The following is an 18741-nucleotide window of genomic DNA, read 5'->3' on the forward strand; positions in this document are numbered from 1 at the left end:
GCTAAAATTTACTTAAAATGCTGAAGGTATTTTTTAGGTTAGGGGAGATTGTGGCCTGCCTTGCGCTAGGAAAGGTGTTTTCTTCGGTTTGCCCGAGCCAGTGGTCCACTCTTTAAAGTGGTCCACTAGCTCGGCGCTTTTCCCGGATTTCGGCCCGTTTTCGCCGTCTTCCTGGGAGCTAGTGGTCCACTCTTCAAAGTGGACCACTGGCTCGACGATTTTCCTGGATTTCGGCCTGTTTCCGGCGGGTTCTTGGGAGCTAGTGGTCCACTCTCCAAAGTGGACCACTGGCTCGACTCTTTTCCCGGTTTTCGGCCCGTTTTCGCCGTGTTCCTAGGAAAGGCAGGGATTTTGGGCTATACAAAAATCCCTCTTTCAATCGATTATTGAAAGAGGGGTTAAACTTCATTAATGTAATCGGCTATGGCGGCCAATCCAAAATGGTAGGTAAACCAGGAGGCCTAGCGCTGCGACGGCTAGCCAAATCAAGAGGCAGAGGCCCAAGTGAGGCCAGTTACCCTGAGCTAGAACTGCAACTAAGAGGCTGTAGACTAGCAACTGCAGGACTAGAATCATGGCCAGTACCGGGCGCAAGGCGGGTACTAGGGCCTGCTGTCCAACCGGATAGAGACGCTCTAGTGGGTGGCGCAGGGGCTCTAGAGCTAGGGGCATGAGCTGAACTAGGGTCAAGACCGTACTCAATGCACCGGCTGCCGCCCAGAGCCAGACTTGTTGACTGCTGACGATGACCAAGCTGAAGAAAATCAGCACCCGTAGCCAGATTCCTGAATAGGCGGTATTGCGCACTAAATGGCGCAGGTAGAGGTAGGCGTAGCGATTACCTAGGCGCCCTGACAGACTCTTGAGGACACCGTCCAGATAAGCTCGTCGCTTAATGGGTGGAATCTGCTGGGGCACTTCTGCAAAGAGGGCCAACCAACGGTAGAGGCTGGCGCGACGGGCCTGCTCTTGGGCTACCAGGGCTTCAAACTCAATCCAATGTTGAGGCACTTTCCGGCAGGTCCAGCAGAGAAAGGCAGCACCTAGAATCAGCAGCAAGGCTAAAAGTCCCAAAGCCAGGTTAGCCGGCAGCCACAAGCTCCCCGCTCCCAGTCCTGCCAAGGCCAGAGCTAACAAAGAACCAGACAAAGCTTTTGGCAGCAAGCCGCTATAAAAACCTAGATAGCCGGCCCAAGCCACTAGGAACTTGGCGGCCACTACATAGACAATCAGACAGAGAGCCTGACCCAAGGACCAACCAAAGCCCAAACTAATCAGGGGTGCCAGCAACAAGGTTAAAACAGCCAAGACTAGGCTGGGAGCAAGAGCACCCAACCAGACGCCCCATTTCCAGACAGCATGCCATTGATAACCCCGGGCGAAGAGATAGCTCTTGTCTGGCTCGTAGGTCAGGAGCAAGGGCCGGCCCCAAGCCAGGCCCGCCCACCAGACTAGCAAGCAGACTGCTGTCATCATCAGTCCCAAACCTTGATGTGGCTGGCTTTGGAGGGAAGTCAATAATTGTTGGTAATAGATACTGAAGAAACCAAAGGCCACCAAGAGAATGAGGGCCATGTGGTCGTTGAGAATGAGCCGGCTGTAGCGGCTCATGGTCTTGGCAAAGTCGCGCAGACGCCCCTGCCAGAGACTGTTCAAATCCTTCATGCCGTCACCTCGCGACTGGCCATTTGGATATAGAGTTGATCCAGACTAGCACCGGGCGCTTCTAGGGCTTCTTGCAAGTCCTCTAGGGTACCCTGAGCATAGAGGCGACCTGCCTGCATCATGAGGTAGGAGTCGGCTAGATTTTCCACCAAACCTAGAACGTGAGTGGTCAAGAGGATGGCGCAGCCGGCTTGGGCGCGGGCCTGGAGAATGTCCTTGAATTGTTGAATGGCCAAGGGGTCCAAGCCCAAGAAAGGTTCGTCAATAATCAGGAATTTGGCATCGGAGACCAAGGCGCAGACAATCATGACCTTTTGCTTCATGCCCTTAGAAAAGTGGGTCGGAAACCAATCCAACTGCTTGTCCAAACGGAAGAGCTTGAGTAGGGGTTGAGCCCGCTCCATCACGACTGCCGGGTCCAGGCCATAGCCCAGGGCCGTCAGTTCCAGATGCTCGCGCAAGGTCAGCGCTTCATAGAGAATGGGCGTCTCAGGCACATAGGCCAGCTGGCTGGCAAAGGCCTGGTGGTTTTCCTGCAGGCTGAGGCCATCCAGGGTAACCGTCCCGGCCTGGGGCTTGAGCAGACCCAAGATGGTCTTGAGCAGGGTGGATTTACCCGCCCCATTGAGCCCAATTAGGGCCATAATTTGGCCCCACTCAATCTGGAAGTTAATGTCTTGGATGACCGGCACCTGGCGGTAACCACTGGCCAATCCGGCTACATGAATTGTCATAGTGTCTTTTCTCCTTCAGCTAGAATCACTTGCCAGGCTGCCAAGGCTAGACTGGTCTTGGACTGTTGGGGCAGGAGAACTTCCTGACCCTGAGCCCCCAGGACATAGACCTGGTTCTTATCGGAGTTGAAGCCGATGGCCGGGTTGGACACATCATTGGCGATGAGCCAGTCGGCCCCTTTCTTGCTTAACTTAGCTCGGGCATGTTCTAGCAAATTCTGGGTTTCCGCCGCAAAGCCGATTAGGACTTGCTGGCGCTTGGTCTGGCCTAGTTGGGCCAAAATATCTGGGTTTTGGACTAGGTCTAGTTGCCAGTCCATCTGACCGGCCACTTTCTTAATCTTCTGATCATGAGGATGCTTGACCCGATAGTCGCTGACGGCTGCAGCCATGACGACATAGTCCATTTGGTCATAGTGAGAGGTCATAGCCTGGGCCAATTCTTGGGCTGAAGCTACCTCTTGGACTTGGACGCCTTCTGGTGGTAGGAGGCTGTGCGTGGTGGAGACCAGAGTGACAGTCGCCCCCAACCAGTCAGCCGCCTGGGCCATGGCATAGCCCATTTTGCCAGACGAATCGTTGCTGATGTAACGGACTGGGTCAATGCGCTCGCGGGTACCCCCGGCCGAGACAATGACCTGCTTGCCGGCTAAACTTTGAGGTAAATGGGTCCGGGCATAGAGGCGCTCGACTTGGGCCACAATGCGATGGAGTTCAGGCAGGCGGCCTTTGCCTTCATAGCCTTCCGCTAAGAAACCTGTGTCAGGCTCCATAATGGTCAGGCCATCTGCTCGCAGTTGGGCCAGGTTGCGCTGGGTCGCGGGGTTCTCGTACATGTGGACATTCATGGCCGGCACCACCAGAACGGGGGCCGTTACTGCCAAGAGGGTAGTGGTCACCACATCATCTGCCAAGCCATGCGCCATTTTAGCCAAGCCATTGGCTGTGGCTGGCACCACCAGGGCTAGGTTGCACCAGTCAGCCATGGCCACATGTTGGACTTGGCTTGGCTCCCGCTCGTCAAAAGTATGGGTGAGGACCTGGCGTTTGGTCAGGACCTGCAAGGTCAGCGGCGTCACAAATTCCTGGGCCGACTGAGTCATGGCCACCTGAACTTGGGCACCCTTTTTAATTAACTGGCGGACCAGTTCTGGTACCTTATAGGCCGCGATGCCCCCCATGACAAAGACACCGATTTTTACATTTTCTAACACGCGGAGCCACCTCCAATCATTTTCCTTCTTATTTTAGCATATTCTAGCAAAAAAAGAGAGGGCCAGGCCTCTCCTCCTTAAACGCGACTGGACAGGGTGGCCAGATAGACGTCAATCTCCTCCTGGCTGATATGGCCGATGCCACCCAGGTTGTACCAAATAGGATTGAGGAAGCCTACATCCTTGAAGGTGCCGGCCATGGTCGTGCCCCGAATAGGGTCGCCAAAGACCTGCTCCAGGTCTTCTGTAGAAGCAGCTGAAGTCGTGAAAATGTAGGTCTTGCGCACCTGGCGGCTGGCTAGGAGGCGTTGATTTTCGGTCTCGAAGGCCGACTTAGGCAACAGCACCTTATCCAGGAAGCCCCGCATAATGGCGGGCATGTCATACCACCAAATAGGATAGATGAAGATAATTTGCTCTGTCTGGTCCAAAATTTGGACATAGCGTTCTACCTGGGGATCGGTCGTCTTGCCTTCCCCATAGACGGCTAAGTCCGCGGCCGACAGAACCGGATTGAACTGGTCAGCATAGAGGTCTAGTAGGGTCACCGAGTGGCCCTTGGCTTCTAGGGTGGCGACTAGGCGCTCCAAAATAGCATGGTTGAGACTGCCCTCATAGGGGTGGGCGTAAACAATGGTCGTTTGCATGGTCATCTTAGCACGTCCTTTCTCTGAGTTTGGTAGGGTTTTCCATATTGTAACATATTTTGGGGCTGATATTAAGTGAGGTGGCTAGGTAGGGGGTGTGGGAGCTAAATAGCAGGTGCGGTGGCCGGAGGAGCTAGTGGTCCACTCGGCGGAGTGGACCACTGGCTCATGACTTTTCCGCCTTTTTAGTCGCTTTTGAGCACTTACCAGCCTAGCTAGTGGTCCACTCGAAAGAGTGGTCCACTGGCTCGCGGCTTCTCGGGGCTTTTGGGATTAAGTCCCTATAATTGTGTAAAAAGAAAAAGCCAGGTAATCTCTGGTACAATGTAGTTGTCGGAAAACATTGAAAGAGGAGATTACCATGACTTACCTTAATATTAACCTAAAACTTGAAGAATTAACAGAGGCAGTTTTAAACAGTGACATGAACACGCTCATGAAGTCGCTGGCCATTACCGTCTTTAATGCCTACATGGAAGAAGAACGCCACCAGTTCATCCAAGCCGCTCCCCATGAACGCTCCGACCAGCGCCAAGACTATCGCAACGGCTACTATGAACGCCAATGGACACTATCCATCGGTACCCTTAAATTACAAGTCCTACATCTTCACGGCGGTATTTGGTCAACTGATGAGCATTGTAGTCTGAAATATCTGTACCATCAATAATGACATTTCCTTCATCATTGGTGTCCATTCCACCTCAAATATTCAAGACGGTCGATTTTCCCGCACCAGATGAACCTAAGATGATAAGCAGTTCTCCTTTTTCAATTTCAAAGTTAATATCATTGTTAGTGACGATTTCTGTTTCTCCAACATGATAAGGATTATAGCTGTGCTTTACTTCAATATAAGCCATATTCTCCTCAACAATTTTGCTCTTTTGATTCAAACAAACCAAACTAAATGGACAACACGTTGATTAAAACGCTTTATTGGTATATGCTAGACCTAGAAAGAAAGCTATAATCAAACTTTTAAAAACTGTTGATTTAAGGAGAAACGATGACCAATACACAAAAACGAGCTACCCAAACCAAAGAATATATCAAAGAGGCACTGACTCTACTCTTAACAGAAGATCGATAGGAGAAAAGATATGACCTGCATTTTTTGTCATCAACTCAAAGAAGAAGATATTCTCTACCAGACGGAGCATTTCAAGGTTGTGTTGGACATTGACCCCATTCAAACTGGACACTTGCTTATCATTAGTAAGGACCATTACCAACAACTTAGTCAGCTTCCCACTGCTCTTCGCTACGAATTATCAGACTTAGAAGTCTTTTTGACTGAAAAGCTCTGTCAAACATTACCTATCGACGGGGTAACCATAGCTTGCAATGATTGCTTGTTCGACGCTGGCACCCATTTCCATGTCCACCTGATTCCACGCTTGAAAACAGACGGCTTCTGGGACCAGATTTCGCTTGCACAAGTGCAGCTGGACCTGAATGCCTTTCTCAAAGCATTATAACAATCAACCCGACGGTTGCTTTTCATGTGCTCTTACTAAGGATTACTGATTTCCTCATTTTTCCTGATATTAGTCTGGAACATCTGGAATTTTGTTCGCAACAGCAACGAGTTTTTCCACTTCTTCCTTGATTTTCAATGGATTGATTTTTGGTAAATCTTGAGCTGTAAAGTCCTCTATTACCTTATTATTAAGAAGTTTGAAGATATCACGGTGGGCGAAATTTGTGAAGTTGCAATGATTAGACGTGCAACTTTTTACAAATATTTCGGTGAAGGGATTTTATCAGGATGGGTTCCTTTTAGTCCTTTTTGGACACTTAACAAGCCAGCTAGTGGTCCACTCGGCGGAGTGGACCACTGGCTCGCGGCTTGGGCTCTGTTTTAGTATCTTTTGTACGCTAGCTTCTTAGCCTTGCTTCCACTCCCCTATTTATCTATTACATAGATAAATAGGGTGTGAGACTTCCAAATTACGTGTCCAAAAGAGCACTATTTACACAAAAAAGACGAGGACAAGTCCTCGTCTTAAAATTAATTAGCGTTCAAGATCTACGCGTTGGCTGACAAAGTACATGATGACGGAGCCTAGTGTCAACATAACAAATTCACTGATGAAGAGTGATAGATAGGTTGCCCAGAAGCCAGCTTCTGCTGCGCCTAAAACTAATAGCTCTAAGGCAATGACAAACATGGATAGGGAGAAGACCAGGGTCAAGACAGCGTAACGTACAATTGTTTGTGTCTTAGCGGATGTCCCTTTGGCAAGGGCTGCGACGACCAAGTCCCCAATCCAGCGTGCTAGCCAGAGGAAGAGTAAGGTCTGCAAGGTCCCTACGACCATGTCAACCGGGCCATATTGATAAGCATTAACGATGAAGACCCCTAAGGTCACGGCGTAGACATAGCGCTTGTTATAGAGACTGGTGAAGTTAAGCGTCTCTGCCAAGCGGAACTGAACCGGGCCAAAAGAATATGGCAGGGTCAGGAAAGTTAAAACGATATAGAGGCCGGCAACTAAGCCTGCGCGGGTCAGCTCACGGCTGTCCTTCCAGTTGGGCCAACTTAGCCAACTAGGTTTAAGATGGTTATTCATATAAGTTCCTCCTTTGTAGTCCGGCTCAAGCCGACTAGTACTTACTGCGACCAAAGGATGCTAAGTGTCGCAGGGGGCTGTCCCATCATGACAGCGACCCTATCTAGTCTACCATTTTCTGGTGATTTTGCAATAGCTAATTGACACATTCTCCGTTATAATGTAGGTATCAATGCCCAAGGAGGAGTCATTATGCCCCATCTATACTTTGCCAGCCCCCTCTTCACCGAAATGGAGCGTGCCTTCAACGCCCAAGTGGTTGCTAATCTACGTGCTCAAGTTCCTGACCTAACCGTCTTCCTACCCCAAGAGCAAGAAGCCATTAACGATAAAAATGCCTATGCCGATTCCCAAATGATTGCCCGCTACGATACGGAAGCCGTCCTCAAGAGCGATGTCCTGGTGGCCGTCCTGGACGGTCAGATTATCGACCCAGGCGTAGCCTCCGAAATCGGCATTGCCTATCAGGCTGGCATCCCGATTGTGGGCCTCTATACCGATGTCCGCCAACAAGGGGGCAGTCACCCTGAAAAACTCAAGGCCTTGCAAGACGTAGCCGAGTCTCAATTTAGCTATGTCAACCTCTACACGACCGGTCTCATTAAGCTAAGAGGCGAGATTGTGACGGCTTCTGCTGACCTGCCGGCCGCTGTCCAACGCCAACTAGATCAAGTTCCCAAATAAATGAGCCAAGCCCGCTAAAATATGGTATGATAGTAGGGTATGCGTCAAGCTGACTTGACCCAACATGAACCAAGGAGGAAACATTTAAATGATCAACGTTTCAAACGTGAGCTTACTCTTTTCAGATCGTAAATTATTCGACGATGTCAACATTACCTTCACCCCTGGCAACTGCTACGGGGTTATTGGGGCCAACGGGGCAGGTAAATCTACCTTCCTGAAAATCTTGGCCGGCGATATCGCGCCAACTACCGGGAATGTCTCCATGGATCCCCATGAGCGCCTGGCGGTCCTCAGTCAGAACCACTATGGTTTCGAAGACTTCACCGTTATCGAGACCGTGATGATGGGCCACAAGGAACTCTATGACATTATGAAAGAAAAAGACGCCATCTACGCTAAGGAAGACTTCAGCGATGAAGACGGTGTCCGCGCCGGCGAACTCGAAGCTGCCTTTGCTGAAATGGGCGGTTGGGAAGCTGAAGCCGAAGCTAGCAACATGCTGCAAGGCTTAGGTCTCGGCAAGGATCTTCACTACAGCTACATGCGTGAGCTGATTGAAGCTGACAAGATTAAGGTGCTCTTGGCCCAAGCCCTCTTTGGCAAGCCAGACAACTTGCTCTTAGACGAGCCGACCAACGGTCTGGACGCAGCCGCTATCGAATGGCTGAGCGACTTTATCTTGAACTTCCCTAACACGGTCATCGTGGTTTCCCACGACCGTCACTTCTTGAACACGGTCTGCACCCACATGGCCGATGTGGACTTCGGGAAAATCAAGCTCTATGTCGGTAACTATGACTTCTGGCTCCAATCCAGCCAATTGGCTGCTAAGATGGCCGCTGACCAAAACGCTAAGAAGGAAGAGAAGATTAAGGAACTCCAAGCCTTCATCGCTCGCTTCTCAGCTAACGCTTCTAAATCCAAACAAGCAACTTCCCGTAAGAAGATGCTGGATAAGATCACCCTGGATGACATTCAGCCATCCTCCCGTCGTTACCCATTCGTAGGCTTCACGCCAGAACGCGAAATCGGCAATGACTTACTCCGGGTAGAAGGCCTGAGCAAAACCATCGATGGCGAGAAGGTCTTAGACAACATTACCTTCACCCTCCGTCGCGATGACAAGGTCGCCTTCCTCAGCCGTAACGACATCGCCCTCTCTGCCTTCTTCGACATTATCATGGGCAAGATGGAAGCAGACAGCGGTAGCTTCGAGTGGGGTGTGACCACCAGTCAAACCTACCTACCTAAGAACTCTGGCGACGAATTCGACGGCGTACACTTAACCATTGTGGATTGGCTCCGTCAATACGCTAGCAAGGAAGAGAGCGACAACACCTTCTTGCGTAGCTTCTTGGGTCGTATGCTCTTCTCTGGGGAAGACGTGATGAAGGAAGTCAATGTCCTATCCGGGGGCGAAAAGGTTCGCTGTATGTTATCTAAGATGATGTTATCTAAGGCTAACGTCTTGGTATTGGACCAACCAACCAACCACTTAGACTTGGAATCTATTACCGCACTTAACGACGGCCTAATTAAGTTCAAGGGCGCCATCCTCATGGCTTCCCACGACTACGAGGTCCTCAACACCACCTGTAACCGGGTCATCGAGTTGACACCTAACGGGGCCTTCGACCGCATTGACACCACCTATGAAGAATACTTGGAAAACAAGGACGTGCAACAACGCGTTAATGACTTGTACCAAGGGAAATAAGCTATTTAAAAGAGGGCTGGCATGATGCCAGCCCTTTTTTAGCGCAAAAATTTAGGTCCGAAGCAGGCAAGAAACAGAAAAGAATACCATCTTCAACTCGTTGAAACCGCACTCTTTTTGGCTTATAATATATTCAAGCAAGTTCTGTATATTTTCGTTTACATTAAATCAAAATAAGGTGATGAGAATAATGAAGAAAAATGTTTGCCCTCAGCAACTAGGAACTATCTTTAGAGAACTAAGACTATCGAAAGGAATGACCCTTGAAGAAGCATCTAAAGGGATTGTATCTTTGCCCTTCTTATCGAAGTTTGAGCGTGGTGAACACGAAATTACTTCTAACAAGTTCATACGTTTACTCTCTCGACTTAATATTTCCTACCGAGAGTTCGAATTAATACTAGGCCATTTAGAGGGATATTCTCAGACAGCATTTCTTCAACAATTAAGCACCGCTCTAGTTAATAATGATCTCGCACTACTCAATCAACTATACGATGACCAAAAGCTACTGTTGAAGTAGTATAGTGATAGTCGATTCGAACATAATCTCATTATAATTAGCCAGTACATCAATCTTTTGAACGGTTTATCATTTGAGCCACATAAAATTAAGAAAATCACTGATTATCTTTACCGGGTGGAGGAGTGGGGAGAATATGAGCTTGTTTTATTTGGCAATAGCCTAAATTTTATTCCTATTGAGAAAATGTATAACCTGAGTAGAATTGCGATTAATCGCTCGTCTAAGTTCTCTAAATCTCCTAAGCACGTTAATGAACTAAGCATTATCATGGGCAATATCATCCATACGCTCATCGAAAATGAACACTATGACGGCCTGAATAATTTATTTATCCAAGCAGAAAACCTATTAAGTGGGACCGACAGTTTTGCAGAAATTAATCGCATTAATTTTTATAAGGGAATCTACCTACTAGTTCAAGGCAACTACGATAAAGGACTCTCTATTTCTCAACAGGCGATTTCCATTCTTAATCAGATGCGTAGACCGGATTTAGCACGTGAATACAAGGATTTCCTAGGTCAATACATTGAAAGATAAAAATACCTTAGCGTTTTTCTTTCGTTTATCATATAGGCAAAAAATTCCCTCTTCTCCAAAGACCTTCAGTATACTGTTTCTATCACTTAAAACTATTTAATCATAAAATAGGCAACCTAAGAAATATGATGGGATAATCAATCCTATTAGTACTAATTCATAGATACTGGAGGCGCCTCATGAATCGTAATTTCAAGAAGCTATGGGCAGGCCGACTATTAAGCAATTTTGGAGATAGTATATACTCACTAACTGTATCATGGTATCTCATACAAGCCACTCATGAGATTTTCTGGGTGGGGGTATTAAATGCCCTCATATACTTACCTACACTCTTCGAATTCCTAGTTGGACATATTGTTGACCGCCATAAGAAAAAGACCCTTCTTATCGCATTAGAAATCGGGCAAGCCTTTGGCTCTTTGTTACTCTTTTTATTGTTACTACTTAATATAGACTTTCCTCTATTATTATGTATTTCTGCCTTTCTATGCAGCTTATTTGGGATGAATACCTATACGACGCAAGACGCATTTTTACCACTCCTGGTTGCTAAAGAAGATATGGATAAGTCTCAATCATACATGATAATGGCTTATCAAATGTCTGATTACTTATTTAATGGTTTGATTGGTTTTGCTCTCAAAGTTATCCATCCTTTATTCCTAATAGCCACCTCTGTTGCCTCCTTTGTAGGATCTGCAAGTATTTTTAATACTATTGCTATTGATGAAGAAATCCCAAAAGTAGATTCTGAATCAAAAATCGATTGGCTAGAAGGTTTTAAGTTACTTAAAAAATATCAGATGCCTCTCTGGCTTATGCTTGGAGAGACAATTGCAAATATCATGTTTTCTGGTCTATCTATTTACATAGTGCAGCTTGCAGAAGAATGGAATGACCCTGTTTTCTTAGGTTTTTTCGGGGTCTGCACTTCCATAGGTGTCGTAATCGGTAGTGCTTTAATCACCACAAAAGCATGGGACTCCTATTCACGTTCAACCAAGATGATTTTAGGCTCGTTATTCTATGGCATTTTTATGTTCTTAGCAAGTCTCCTAACAAGAAATCCTATCGCACTACTCTTTATGGTAGGCTTATCTTCTGTCTTCCTAGGATTTAACTACACCGTCCATAATCCATTAATTTTAGAGTTTGTTCCTGAACAATTCTTGGGACGAGTCTTGTCGGCAAAAAGTACTATAGCAGTGGGCATTATGCCACTAGCTTCTCTAGCGTGGGGGGCTTTAGCAAACTATATTCCAACTCACTCCTTTTTCATGATTTTTGGCTTATCCTATATGCTTATTTCATTGATTTATATACTTGTTTTCCCACACCTTAAGTCACAAATACTCTAAAGTCTTCCCAAAATAGGATTCAGCACATTAACCTAAGAGAAAATTGCAATTGCGCCAGCCCTCTGCTCTTACCCACAAAGAAAAGTCCCAATATATCATATATGATATATTGGGACTTTTTCATTTCTAACGATAGAAGCCCTGCTGACACAATGTGTCAGTAGGGCTTTCTTGTCGTCTCGAAGGTTCCCAACCAGAGCCACTGACAACTCATCAAACGCCTTAAGAACTCAATGCCTTATCTAGAGCGCATAATCTGCCCATCCTCTAGTACAAATACCGCATCATAGCGATGAGCACTGGATTCATCTGAGTGATGAGAGATGTGTAACAAGGTGAGCCTAGGCCAACCTAACAAGAGATTTTCTGCTTGCTTAAATGACTCTGGATCCAAGGCGGATAGCCCCTCATCCACAATTAAGATTGGCTTATGCTGCAAAAGTGCTCTGATTAAGGCGATACGTTGCTTCTGTCCACCCGACAAGGCACTTTCTTCGTTATATTGTTCTTGCTTAAGGTGGCGCACGTCAGGGAAACGGTCTCCTAACCCGAATGCTTGAATGAGTCGCATGACTTCTTCTTCATCACACATCTGACGTAGCGTAATGTTATCCCACATACTCCCCCATAACATCTGAGCTTTTTGTGGTACATAGGCAATGTAATGTTGAATTTGCTCGTAGGTCAACTGGTCTAAGGAATACTTATCTAACAAGACCGTCCCTGTAGGAGCGATTACGTCCCCTGTCAAAAGAGCCACTAAGCTGGTCTTGCCAATACCGCTTTTCCCCGTTAATAAGTAGCGCTTACCCGGTTGAAGGGTTAGGTTAAGCCCTCGGAAGAGAGGCGACTGTTCAAGCTGGCTCACTGCCACCACAGGTTGATTAGCTGAGCATTCAACCACGACCGTTTCCATGACTGGTTCCTGCTCGAGCTGATGCTTGGTATCTTGTATCGCTGATAAGTCGCTTAAGGCACTAATCAACAGCTGAATGGGTAATACCAATTCGAGCGAAATACTATATATGGACGTCAGCCCGCCTACAGTCAACTGCCCCTCCAACACTTGAAGCCCACCAATCCACAAGATTACCAAGGTCGTTGCGTAAAACCCTAATCCTGCTAGGACATTCACGAGTGCACTATAGGATGATTTTGTATTCGCAATACGATTTATGTCAGCATAGTCACGCGTCAGATCTTCTGCATATTCCCGTTCGCTTTGGTGGTTACGCAGGAGACCGAAATTCTGTAAATAATTAACGAACCGCCGGCTATAAGCTGATTTACGGGACAAATAGTCTTGTTCTATTCTAGCTCTTAGCCGTTTGAACAACAGCGGCAGCACAAGTGGAACCACAGAGGCAATGAAAATCCATACAGCCGTCACCCAGTTTAGACTGAGCAAAGCGACAGCAGCAATCAAAAATGAAATCGTCCCTTGGTAAACAGATAAGAGCGTATCATAATGGAGGCTCTTGACCTCTTCAATATCATTCGTCACTTGTGAGAGGTAGTGGGCCACATCTTGTTCAACCGCTCGTGGTCTCAAAGTCAAAATACGTGATAGCAAGGTTCCATGCAACCTAAAGCCTTGACTATTTAGGTAGCGAGCGTTCAAAACTTGTCTCCCATATTCAACCAATAACATCCCCAAAATAATGATGGCTGTCACCATGATCTGATAAGAGAACTGCCCGTAATCTTGCGCGACCACTGCATTAAGAATGTACTGAATACGGTAATTAAATACAATATTCAGCACTGCTACTAACGTGATACAGACTAAGGTCGACCATAAATACTTATGTTTCATTTTGTCCCCCCTTGTGATAGCTCGATGTATCAGGTGGCAGATATTTTTTGTGGTAAGGCCCACTGAGTTTAATTCTCTCTCCCATTCTAATATACCGCATAGTATTTTATATTTAACCAATCAGAATGTTTACTAGAGAAAAGAGTTCAGAATGTTTACTAGAGAAAAGAGTACGGTTTAATTATACCTGTTAAGGTTACATCTATCAATCTTAGCCACACAATAGACTATATGCAATAAACAATTATAATACAGTATCAAAATTAACCAATCACGCCTAACAGTACCCTATCCGCTAGTGTTACTAGCAAACAGAGTGCGGTTCCGTTTTTACCCACAAAGAAAAGTCCCAATATATCATATATGATATATTGGGACTTTTTAATTTCTAACGATAGAAGCCTTGCTCTGGATCATAAGGATGCCAGAGGTCGGAACGAATCTGGTTGAAGGCCTCATAAACCCGTTGGGACAGGCGCCCAACTTGGTCGAAGCGCGCATCATAGTCATTCCAGGAGTTGGTGTAGACGGCAATGGAATAGCTGCCGTACTGGGTCACGAAGGTAGCCACGTCATTTTGCTCTGGGGCACCTAGACCTGACTTGTTCCAGGAATCTGTCTCATAGAGATAGGTCCGCAGGAAGGAATGGCTGTTGAGTCGCAACTTGTCAATGAGCATGGAATCCCATGGCTCGCCGTTGAGTTCATGGTTGGCTAGTTTGGCGAAGAGCCGCGCCGCATTATCTGGGGTGGTCTGGAAACGGCCATTATCATTCTGGTAGTACTTACCTTCCAGATAGGTGTCCAACATGCCCAACTCATGGGCGTGCTGGGTCACGATGCCCCCGCCACCCACGGCTTCAATCAGCATATTAGCCGCCGTGTTATCACTATAGATGGCCACATAATCGACAAGCTCGTCTAGGCTGTAAACCGTCCCTGCCGGTGACTCATTAATATGGCCGGCACCCGGCACAATATTGGAACCTTCCATGGCCATGGTCTGGCTTGGCTGGAGCTTGCCTTCCTTGTACTGGCGGTACAACTCGGTCAAGACATAGATTTTCTGCGTGCTGGCTGGGAAGAAGATTTGATTATCCACATCCACTTGGGCCATAGTCTCATTATCGACGAAGGAAGCCCCCGCCATAATGCCCATGCTGTCGATTTCCTCGCGCATGATTTGCTGGACGGTGTCAATGAGCTTACGTTCGCTATAGTTGGTTAAGACATAGTCTTGATAGGTCAAATCCTGACGAATCCAGCCCAAGTCTTGGTAGCCGATGGCCACATGGAGCCAGGTCTGGTTATCGACTACGGCTTCCTCGGTCACTTCCATAGGAATGTCCGCATACTTGTTGGTATTGGCTAGGAAGTAGGAGTTAGGCTGGCCTGGGAAATTGGATAGTAAGAGCCCATCTCGGCCGCGGTTGAGAATGGAATAACGAATGGACTGGCGGTCCACGTAATACATCGGTTCACTCTTAGCCTTAAGGTAGACAAAGCGGGCTTGGTAACTCGGCACGAAGGACTGGATAAAGGTCGCCTCATCAGCCCGTAGTCGAGCCGTTTCCTTGTCGATGGTTGCCTGCTGATCTAGGCGGCCATCCTTATAGTAGGTCCACTCACTACCAGGTTGGCCAACCCAGCCCGTATAAGGCCGGCCATGGCGATAGAGGTATTCCTCCTGCTGCTGGCCCCAATACCAGGCGAAACCATTGGCATCCGTATCGGTCACCTGACGAACCCGCCGAGCGAAGGAGGTCTCGGTACGCTTATCTAATTCTTGCTTAGTAAAATACTGGGCGCTAGGCGCTTGGTTTTCAGGTTGAATGTCGACCTGACGTAGGTCCTCAACCAATACCTCCCGCTGGGGATCCAGGTCCACCGTATAGGTATCCACCCAGTTGGCCGCCCGCGCCAAGTGCGAGCGCTCAGTCGATTGCTTCATTTGCGGCATGAGCCAGAGGAAAAAGGCCGCTGCCACTAGCACCAGACCCGCCACCAAGCCCAGAGCTAATAGATAGTATCGTTTGTAGGAGCCAGGCGTCTGCTCTGTTCTAGTCTTCTTAGGCGCTTTCTGACCCTTATGATCGGAACGGTACTGAGCCCGTGTTGGTTGACTCAAGCTGGCTGCCCCCCTTCTTGATTAGCCGGCGCAATCACAAAACGGAAGCGCGGCAGGAAGTGTTGGAAGAGGGCCTCGGTGTAGGCTAAGGTCGGCATCATGGCTTGGAAGTCCGGATAGGAGAAGCGTTCCCGTAGGGCAATCTCATCCGCCCCCTGGTTGACCGCACTGGACACGATATAGGCGTCATAGTCTAACTCGGTCAGGCCGCCCCCTTGGTCAGCATACCACTGACCGGCCACTAGGCGGAAGATATAGTCTTCCTCTAGACTTTCCCGTAGGGCATCTTGATCGATATCAGGGTCTTCCTCTGTCATTTCCTTGAGTTGGCTGTAAACAGTCGTTGCCATATCTTCAGCATCTAGAACATATTGGGCTGTCTCCGCAATATAAGAGGCTAGGAAAGGCAGAATATGTTGGTAGAAGCGGGTCTGGATTTGGCTTTGGCGGAAGAGGTCCATGGCATAGTGCTTGAGGTCGGTCAGGTTACTGACCCCTTGCAAACCCAGTTCTGCCACCTGCTGGTCCGTCAGGTTAGCCTCTGCTTGATCTAGCTCAGGATAGGCTTGCTTAGCGACTTGATGGATAAAGACGCGGGCCACCTCTTCCCAAGAAGGTAAATGGATATCAAAGTAATAGTCTGGCACCTGCAAGGCAGTGATTGGCAGGTAATGACTGACTTGGTTCATGGCTAAGTCTCCTCTGTTCTAAATTCACTTTACCATTGTGGCAAATTTTCCCGGATTTAGCAAGGATTTTTGACTAAAAAGGCCGGTCAATCGCCTTATTAAGGGACTAAGGGCAGGACTTGTTTGGCTCCTAGCCCTGCCAGCCCCACAATTTGTGTCGAATGGAGCACGTAATTATGCTGACTCAGACCCTATTTATCTATGTAATAGATAAATAGGGTAAGCAAAAACCTAGCCATGCATGGCTAGGTTTTACTGGTTAGCTTATTTAATGAAGGACCTTATTCAGGAAGCTTTGGGTCCGTTCATGGCTTGGATGGCTGAAGAGTTCTTCAGGTGCGCCTTCTTCGACGATGAAGCCCCCGTCCATGAAGATGACGCGGTCGGCCACTTCACGGGCGAAGCCCATTTCGTGTGTGACCACAATCATAGTCATACCGTCTTCGGCTAATTTCTTCATAACGTCTAGGACATCGCCGACCATCTCAGGGTCCAGGGCGGAAGTTGGCTCATCGAAGAGCAGGACATCTGGTTGCATAGCCAGGGCTCGCGCGATGGCTACCCGTTGCTTTTGCCCCCCGGACAGGGAGTTAGGCGCTACATGGGCCTTGTCGGCCAAGCCAACTGACTCCAAGAGATAGAGGGCCAGGGACTCGGCTTCAACCTTGGACAGGCCTTTGAGTTCCATAGGCGCTAGGGTGATATTGTCCAAGACACTTAAGTGTGGGAAGAGGTTGAAGTGCTGGAAGACCATGCCGATATTCTGGCGAATCTTGTTGATGTCTTCCTTAGGATCTGTGATGTCTACCCCATCAATCAGCACCTTGCCCCCGTTAATTTCTTCCATACGGTTAAGGCAGCGTAACATGGTAGATTTACCGGAACCGGAAGGGCCGATGACACAGACTACTTCCCCCGGTTGAATGGTTAAGTCGATAGACTTAAGTACTACGTTGTCGCCGTATTGTTTCTTGAGTCCGCGAACCAGGACTTTTGGCATTTCTTGGCTGAGTTCTGTCATCTTACTTCCCTCCTTCTAAACGTTTGGATAGGCGTGTTAAGGCTGTAATCACGATCAAGTACATGAGACCAACAATCAACCACATGGAGCCGGATTGGTAGGTACGCGCGATAATGACGCTCCCGGTTTGGGTCAATTCGACTAAACCGATAACCGACAGAATCGAAGTATCCTTGAGGGTAATGACGAATTGGTTGATGAAGGATGGAATCATGAGCTTAATGGCTTGAGGCAGGATAATCTTCTGCATAGTCTTACCATAGGAGAGGCCCAGACTACGGCTGGCTTCCATCTGGCCCTTGTCAATGGCTTGAATCCCCCCGCGGACAATCTCCGCTACATAGGCCGCGGCGTTCAAGCTAAGCGTCATGATCCCTGCTGTCGCAGAACTGAAGCGCACGCCGGTCATTTGCGGAATCCCGAAGTAGATGAAGAAGGATAGGACAATCAATGGCACCCCACGCATGAGGTCGACATAGACTGCGGCAATCCCACTCAACCAGGGGTTGGCCTGGACTCGCAAGAGGCCTAGGATAATCCCTAAGATAAGAGCGAGGGCCACTGAGATGAAGGCAATCCACAAAGTGGTACCTAAACCTGACAAGAGGGCTGGCCCATTCTCAGCCACTTGACCCAAGAAGGAGTTTTGAGCGCTAGCTTCCGCATCCTCCCCAATATACTTATCTAAAATACTTTGATACTTACCAGAAGATTTGAGGTTGGCCAAGCCACGGTTGAAGGCTGCCAAGAGCTCGGCATTCTTGCCTTTTTTAACCGCAAAACCGGTTTGGCTGGTCTCTAATTTTTCGCCGATGAGCTTGAGGCGGAGGTTCCCGTTCTTAATGGCATAGGCAATGACAGGCGCATCTTCAATGGTCGCGTCACTGTTACCCGTTAAGACATCTTCATACATATTAGCCGAATCCTTGAAGGTCACCACAGTGAACTTGTAGTCGTCCTTCAACTTGTTAGCTAGGTCAGCGCCGGCGGTCCCGGTTTTAACTGCGATTTTCTTGCCGCGCAAGCCCTCTAGATCCGAAATCTTGCTGTCAGCGGCTACCGCAAATTGGAGACCGGACTCATAGTAGTTATCAGAGAAGTCGAAGCTGGCCTTACGAGCATCGGTAATGGTCATACCGGCAATGGCACCATCTACTTGGTCACTCTCCAAGGCTTGAACAGCCGCAGCAAAGCCCAAGGGCTTGATTTCATAGGTGAAGCCTTCTGCTTCCGCAATGGCTGCTAGTAAGTCCATATCAATCCCCACATAATTGCCTGAGGAGTCTTGGAATTCGAAGGGCGCAAAGGTTGTATCCGTCGCAATCACATAATGTTCAGCGGCCTTGACACTTGGTACTTGTAGGCCTAAGAAGACCACCAAGACCAGCATGAGCCTTTTAATCATATCTTTCATAAACTG

General features: G+C 48.0%; 16 protein-coding genes and 2 pseudogenes. 7 read left to right on the forward strand and 11 right to left on the reverse strand.

Going from position 1 to position 18741, the window contains the following annotated elements; genetic code table 11:
• Positions 1–408: 408 nt before the first annotated feature.
• The 4 genes from Q0339_RS06385 to Q0339_RS06400 form a co-directional block, all read right to left on the reverse strand.
• Positions 409–1665, reverse strand: a complete 1257-nt coding sequence (locus tag Q0339_RS06385; protein WP_298077988.1) for an ABC transporter permease — start codon at positions 1663–1665, stop codon at positions 409–411.
• Positions 1662–2399: an ABC transporter ATP-binding protein gene (locus Q0339_RS06390; RefSeq protein WP_298077989.1), complete on the reverse strand. Its 738-nt coding sequence runs from the start codon at positions 2397–2399 to the stop codon at positions 1662–1664. Before Q0339_RS06390 ends, Q0339_RS06385 begins: the two co-directional genes overlap by 4 nt.
• Complete coding sequence (gene coaBC, locus Q0339_RS06395; protein WP_298077990.1) at positions 2396–3613, reverse strand: bifunctional phosphopantothenoylcysteine decarboxylase/phosphopantothenate--cysteine ligase CoaBC; 1218 nt, start codon at positions 3611–3613, stop codon at positions 2396–2398. The genes Q0339_RS06390 and coaBC overlap by 4 nt, the downstream gene beginning before the upstream one ends.
• A 77-nt stretch (positions 3614–3690) precedes the next feature.
• Entirely contained in the window at positions 3691–4266 is a 576-nt protein-coding gene (locus Q0339_RS06400; protein WP_298077991.1) for an NAD(P)H-dependent oxidoreductase, read from the reverse strand.
• A gap of 418 nt (positions 4267–4684) precedes the next feature.
• Between Q0339_RS06400 and Q0339_RS06405 the strand changes: the two genes are divergently transcribed.
• Positions 4685–4930: a transposase gene (locus tag Q0339_RS06405; protein WP_298078140.1), complete on the forward strand. Its 246-nt coding sequence runs from the start codon at positions 4685–4687 to the stop codon at positions 4928–4930.
• Here Q0339_RS06405 and Q0339_RS06410 read toward each other — a convergent pair.
• Positions 4860–5123, reverse strand: a pseudogene (locus tag Q0339_RS06410) (ATP-binding cassette domain-containing protein); the annotation flags it as partial. The gene Q0339_RS06405 and the pseudogene Q0339_RS06410 overlap by 71 nt on opposite strands.
• Before the next feature lie 240 nt (positions 5124–5363).
• Here Q0339_RS06410 and Q0339_RS06415 point away from each other — a divergent pair.
• Positions 5364–5741, forward strand: coding sequence for an HIT family protein (locus Q0339_RS06415; RefSeq protein WP_298077992.1), 378 nt, complete (start codon positions 5364–5366; stop codon positions 5739–5741).
• A gap of 537 nt (positions 5742–6278) precedes the next feature.
• Here Q0339_RS06415 and Q0339_RS06420 read toward each other — a convergent pair.
• A complete protein-coding gene (locus Q0339_RS06420) occupies positions 6279–6836 on the reverse strand; it encodes a QueT transporter family protein (protein WP_298077993.1) in 558 nt (185 codons plus the stop codon).
• Between the two features lie 192 nt (positions 6837–7028).
• Between Q0339_RS06420 and Q0339_RS06425 the strand changes: the two genes are divergently transcribed.
• The 5 genes and pseudogenes from Q0339_RS06425 to Q0339_RS06440 all read left to right on the forward strand — a co-directional run bounded on the left by Q0339_RS06425 (position 7029) and on the right by Q0339_RS06440 (position 11667).
• Positions 7029–7520: a nucleoside 2-deoxyribosyltransferase gene (locus Q0339_RS06425; RefSeq protein WP_298077994.1), complete on the forward strand. Its 492-nt coding sequence runs from the start codon at positions 7029–7031 to the stop codon at positions 7518–7520.
• Positions 7521–7608: 88 nt separating this feature from the next.
• Entirely contained in the window at positions 7609–9240 is a 1632-nt protein-coding gene (locus Q0339_RS06430; RefSeq protein WP_070756185.1) for an ATP-binding cassette domain-containing protein, read from the forward strand.
• A gap of 190 nt (positions 9241–9430) precedes the next feature.
• Positions 9431–9763, forward strand: coding sequence for a helix-turn-helix transcriptional regulator (locus tag Q0339_RS09100; protein ID WP_366517272.1), 333 nt, complete (start codon positions 9431–9433; stop codon positions 9761–9763).
• Between the two features lie 24 nt (positions 9764–9787).
• Positions 9788–10306: pseudogene (locus Q0339_RS06435) on the forward strand (hypothetical protein); the annotation flags it as partial.
• 179 nt (positions 10307–10485) lie between these two features.
• Entirely contained in the window at positions 10486–11667 is a 1182-nt protein-coding gene (locus Q0339_RS06440; protein ID WP_298077996.1) for an MFS transporter, read from the forward strand.
• A 238-nt stretch (positions 11668–11905) separates the two neighbouring features.
• On the opposite strand, the gene Q0339_RS06445 is transcribed toward Q0339_RS06440, so the two are convergent.
• The 5 genes from Q0339_RS06445 to Q0339_RS06465 all read right to left on the reverse strand — a co-directional run bounded on the left by Q0339_RS06445 (position 11906) and on the right by Q0339_RS06465 (position 18735).
• Entirely contained in the window at positions 11906–13483 is a 1578-nt protein-coding gene (locus Q0339_RS06445) for an ABC transporter ATP-binding protein (protein WP_298077998.1), read from the reverse strand.
• A 388-nt stretch (positions 13484–13871) separates the two neighbouring features.
• The gene (locus Q0339_RS06450; RefSeq protein ID WP_298078000.1) at positions 13872–15611 is read right to left on the reverse strand and encodes a class A beta-lactamase-related serine hydrolase; all 1740 of its coding nucleotides are present in this window, start codon (positions 15609–15611) and stop codon (positions 13872–13874) included.
• Entirely contained in the window at positions 15608–16300 is a 693-nt protein-coding gene (locus Q0339_RS06455) for a hypothetical protein (protein ID WP_298078001.1), read from the reverse strand. The genes Q0339_RS06450 and Q0339_RS06455 overlap by 4 nt, the downstream gene beginning before the upstream one ends.
• Before the next feature lie 268 nt (positions 16301–16568).
• Positions 16569–17300: an amino acid ABC transporter ATP-binding protein gene (locus tag Q0339_RS06460; RefSeq protein ID WP_298078142.1), complete on the reverse strand. Its 732-nt coding sequence runs from the start codon at positions 17298–17300 to the stop codon at positions 16569–16571.
• Positions 17301–17322: 22 nt separating this feature from the next.
• Complete coding sequence (locus Q0339_RS06465; RefSeq protein ID WP_298078002.1) at positions 17323–18735, reverse strand: amino acid ABC transporter substrate-binding protein/permease; 1413 nt, start codon at positions 18733–18735, stop codon at positions 17323–17325.
• Positions 18736–18741 lie beyond the last annotated feature (6 nt).

The organism is uncultured Abiotrophia sp. (assembly GCF_938010525.1).
Taxonomy (GTDB): domain Bacteria; phylum Bacillota; class Bacilli; order Lactobacillales; family Aerococcaceae; genus Abiotrophia.

What these genes read in the sequence shown, in the direction of transcription:
- Q0339_RS06385 (WP_298077988.1), bottom strand. Translation starts at nt 1,665, where the DNA reads ATGAAGGATTTGAACAGTCTCTGGCAGGGGCGTCTGCGCGACTTTGCC.
- Q0339_RS06445 (WP_298077998.1), bottom strand. Translation starts at nt 13,483, where the DNA reads ATGAAACATAAGTATTTATGGTCGACCTTAGTCTGTATCACGTTAGTA.
- Q0339_RS06440 (WP_298077996.1), top strand. Translation starts at nt 10,486, where the DNA reads ATGAATCGTAATTTCAAGAAGCTATGGGCAGGCCGACTATTAAGCAAT.
- Q0339_RS06465 (WP_298078002.1), bottom strand. Translation starts at nt 18,735, where the DNA reads ATGAAAGATATGATTAAAAGGCTCATGCTGGTCTTGGTGGTCTTCTTA.
- Q0339_RS06430 (WP_070756185.1), top strand. Translation starts at nt 7,609, where the DNA reads ATGATCAACGTTTCAAACGTGAGCTTACTCTTTTCAGATCGTAAATTA.
- Q0339_RS09100 (WP_366517272.1), top strand. Translation starts at nt 9,431, where the DNA reads ATGAAGAAAAATGTTTGCCCTCAGCAACTAGGAACTATCTTTAGAGAA.
- Q0339_RS06400 (WP_298077991.1), bottom strand. Translation starts at nt 4,266, where the DNA reads ATGACCATGCAAACGACCATTGTTTACGCCCACCCCTATGAGGGCAGT.
- Q0339_RS06425 (WP_298077994.1), top strand. Translation starts at nt 7,029, where the DNA reads ATGCCCCATCTATACTTTGCCAGCCCCCTCTTCACCGAAATGGAGCGT.
- Q0339_RS06460 (WP_298078142.1), bottom strand. Translation starts at nt 17,300, where the DNA reads ATGCCAAAAGTCCTGGTTCGCGGACTCAAGAAACAATACGGCGACAAC.
- Q0339_RS06405 (WP_298078140.1), top strand. Translation starts at nt 4,685, where the DNA reads ATGAACACGCTCATGAAGTCGCTGGCCATTACCGTCTTTAATGCCTAC.
- Q0339_RS06420 (WP_298077993.1), bottom strand. Translation starts at nt 6,836, where the DNA reads ATGAATAACCATCTTAAACCTAGTTGGCTAAGTTGGCCCAACTGGAAG.
- Q0339_RS06390 (WP_298077989.1), bottom strand. Translation starts at nt 2,399, where the DNA reads ATGACAATTCATGTAGCCGGATTGGCCAGTGGTTACCGCCAGGTGCCG.
- Q0339_RS06415 (WP_298077992.1), top strand. Translation starts at nt 5,364, where the DNA reads ATGACCTGCATTTTTTGTCATCAACTCAAAGAAGAAGATATTCTCTAC.
- Q0339_RS06455 (WP_298078001.1), bottom strand. Translation starts at nt 16,300, where the DNA reads ATGAACCAAGTCAGTCATTACCTGCCAATCACTGCCTTGCAGGTGCCA.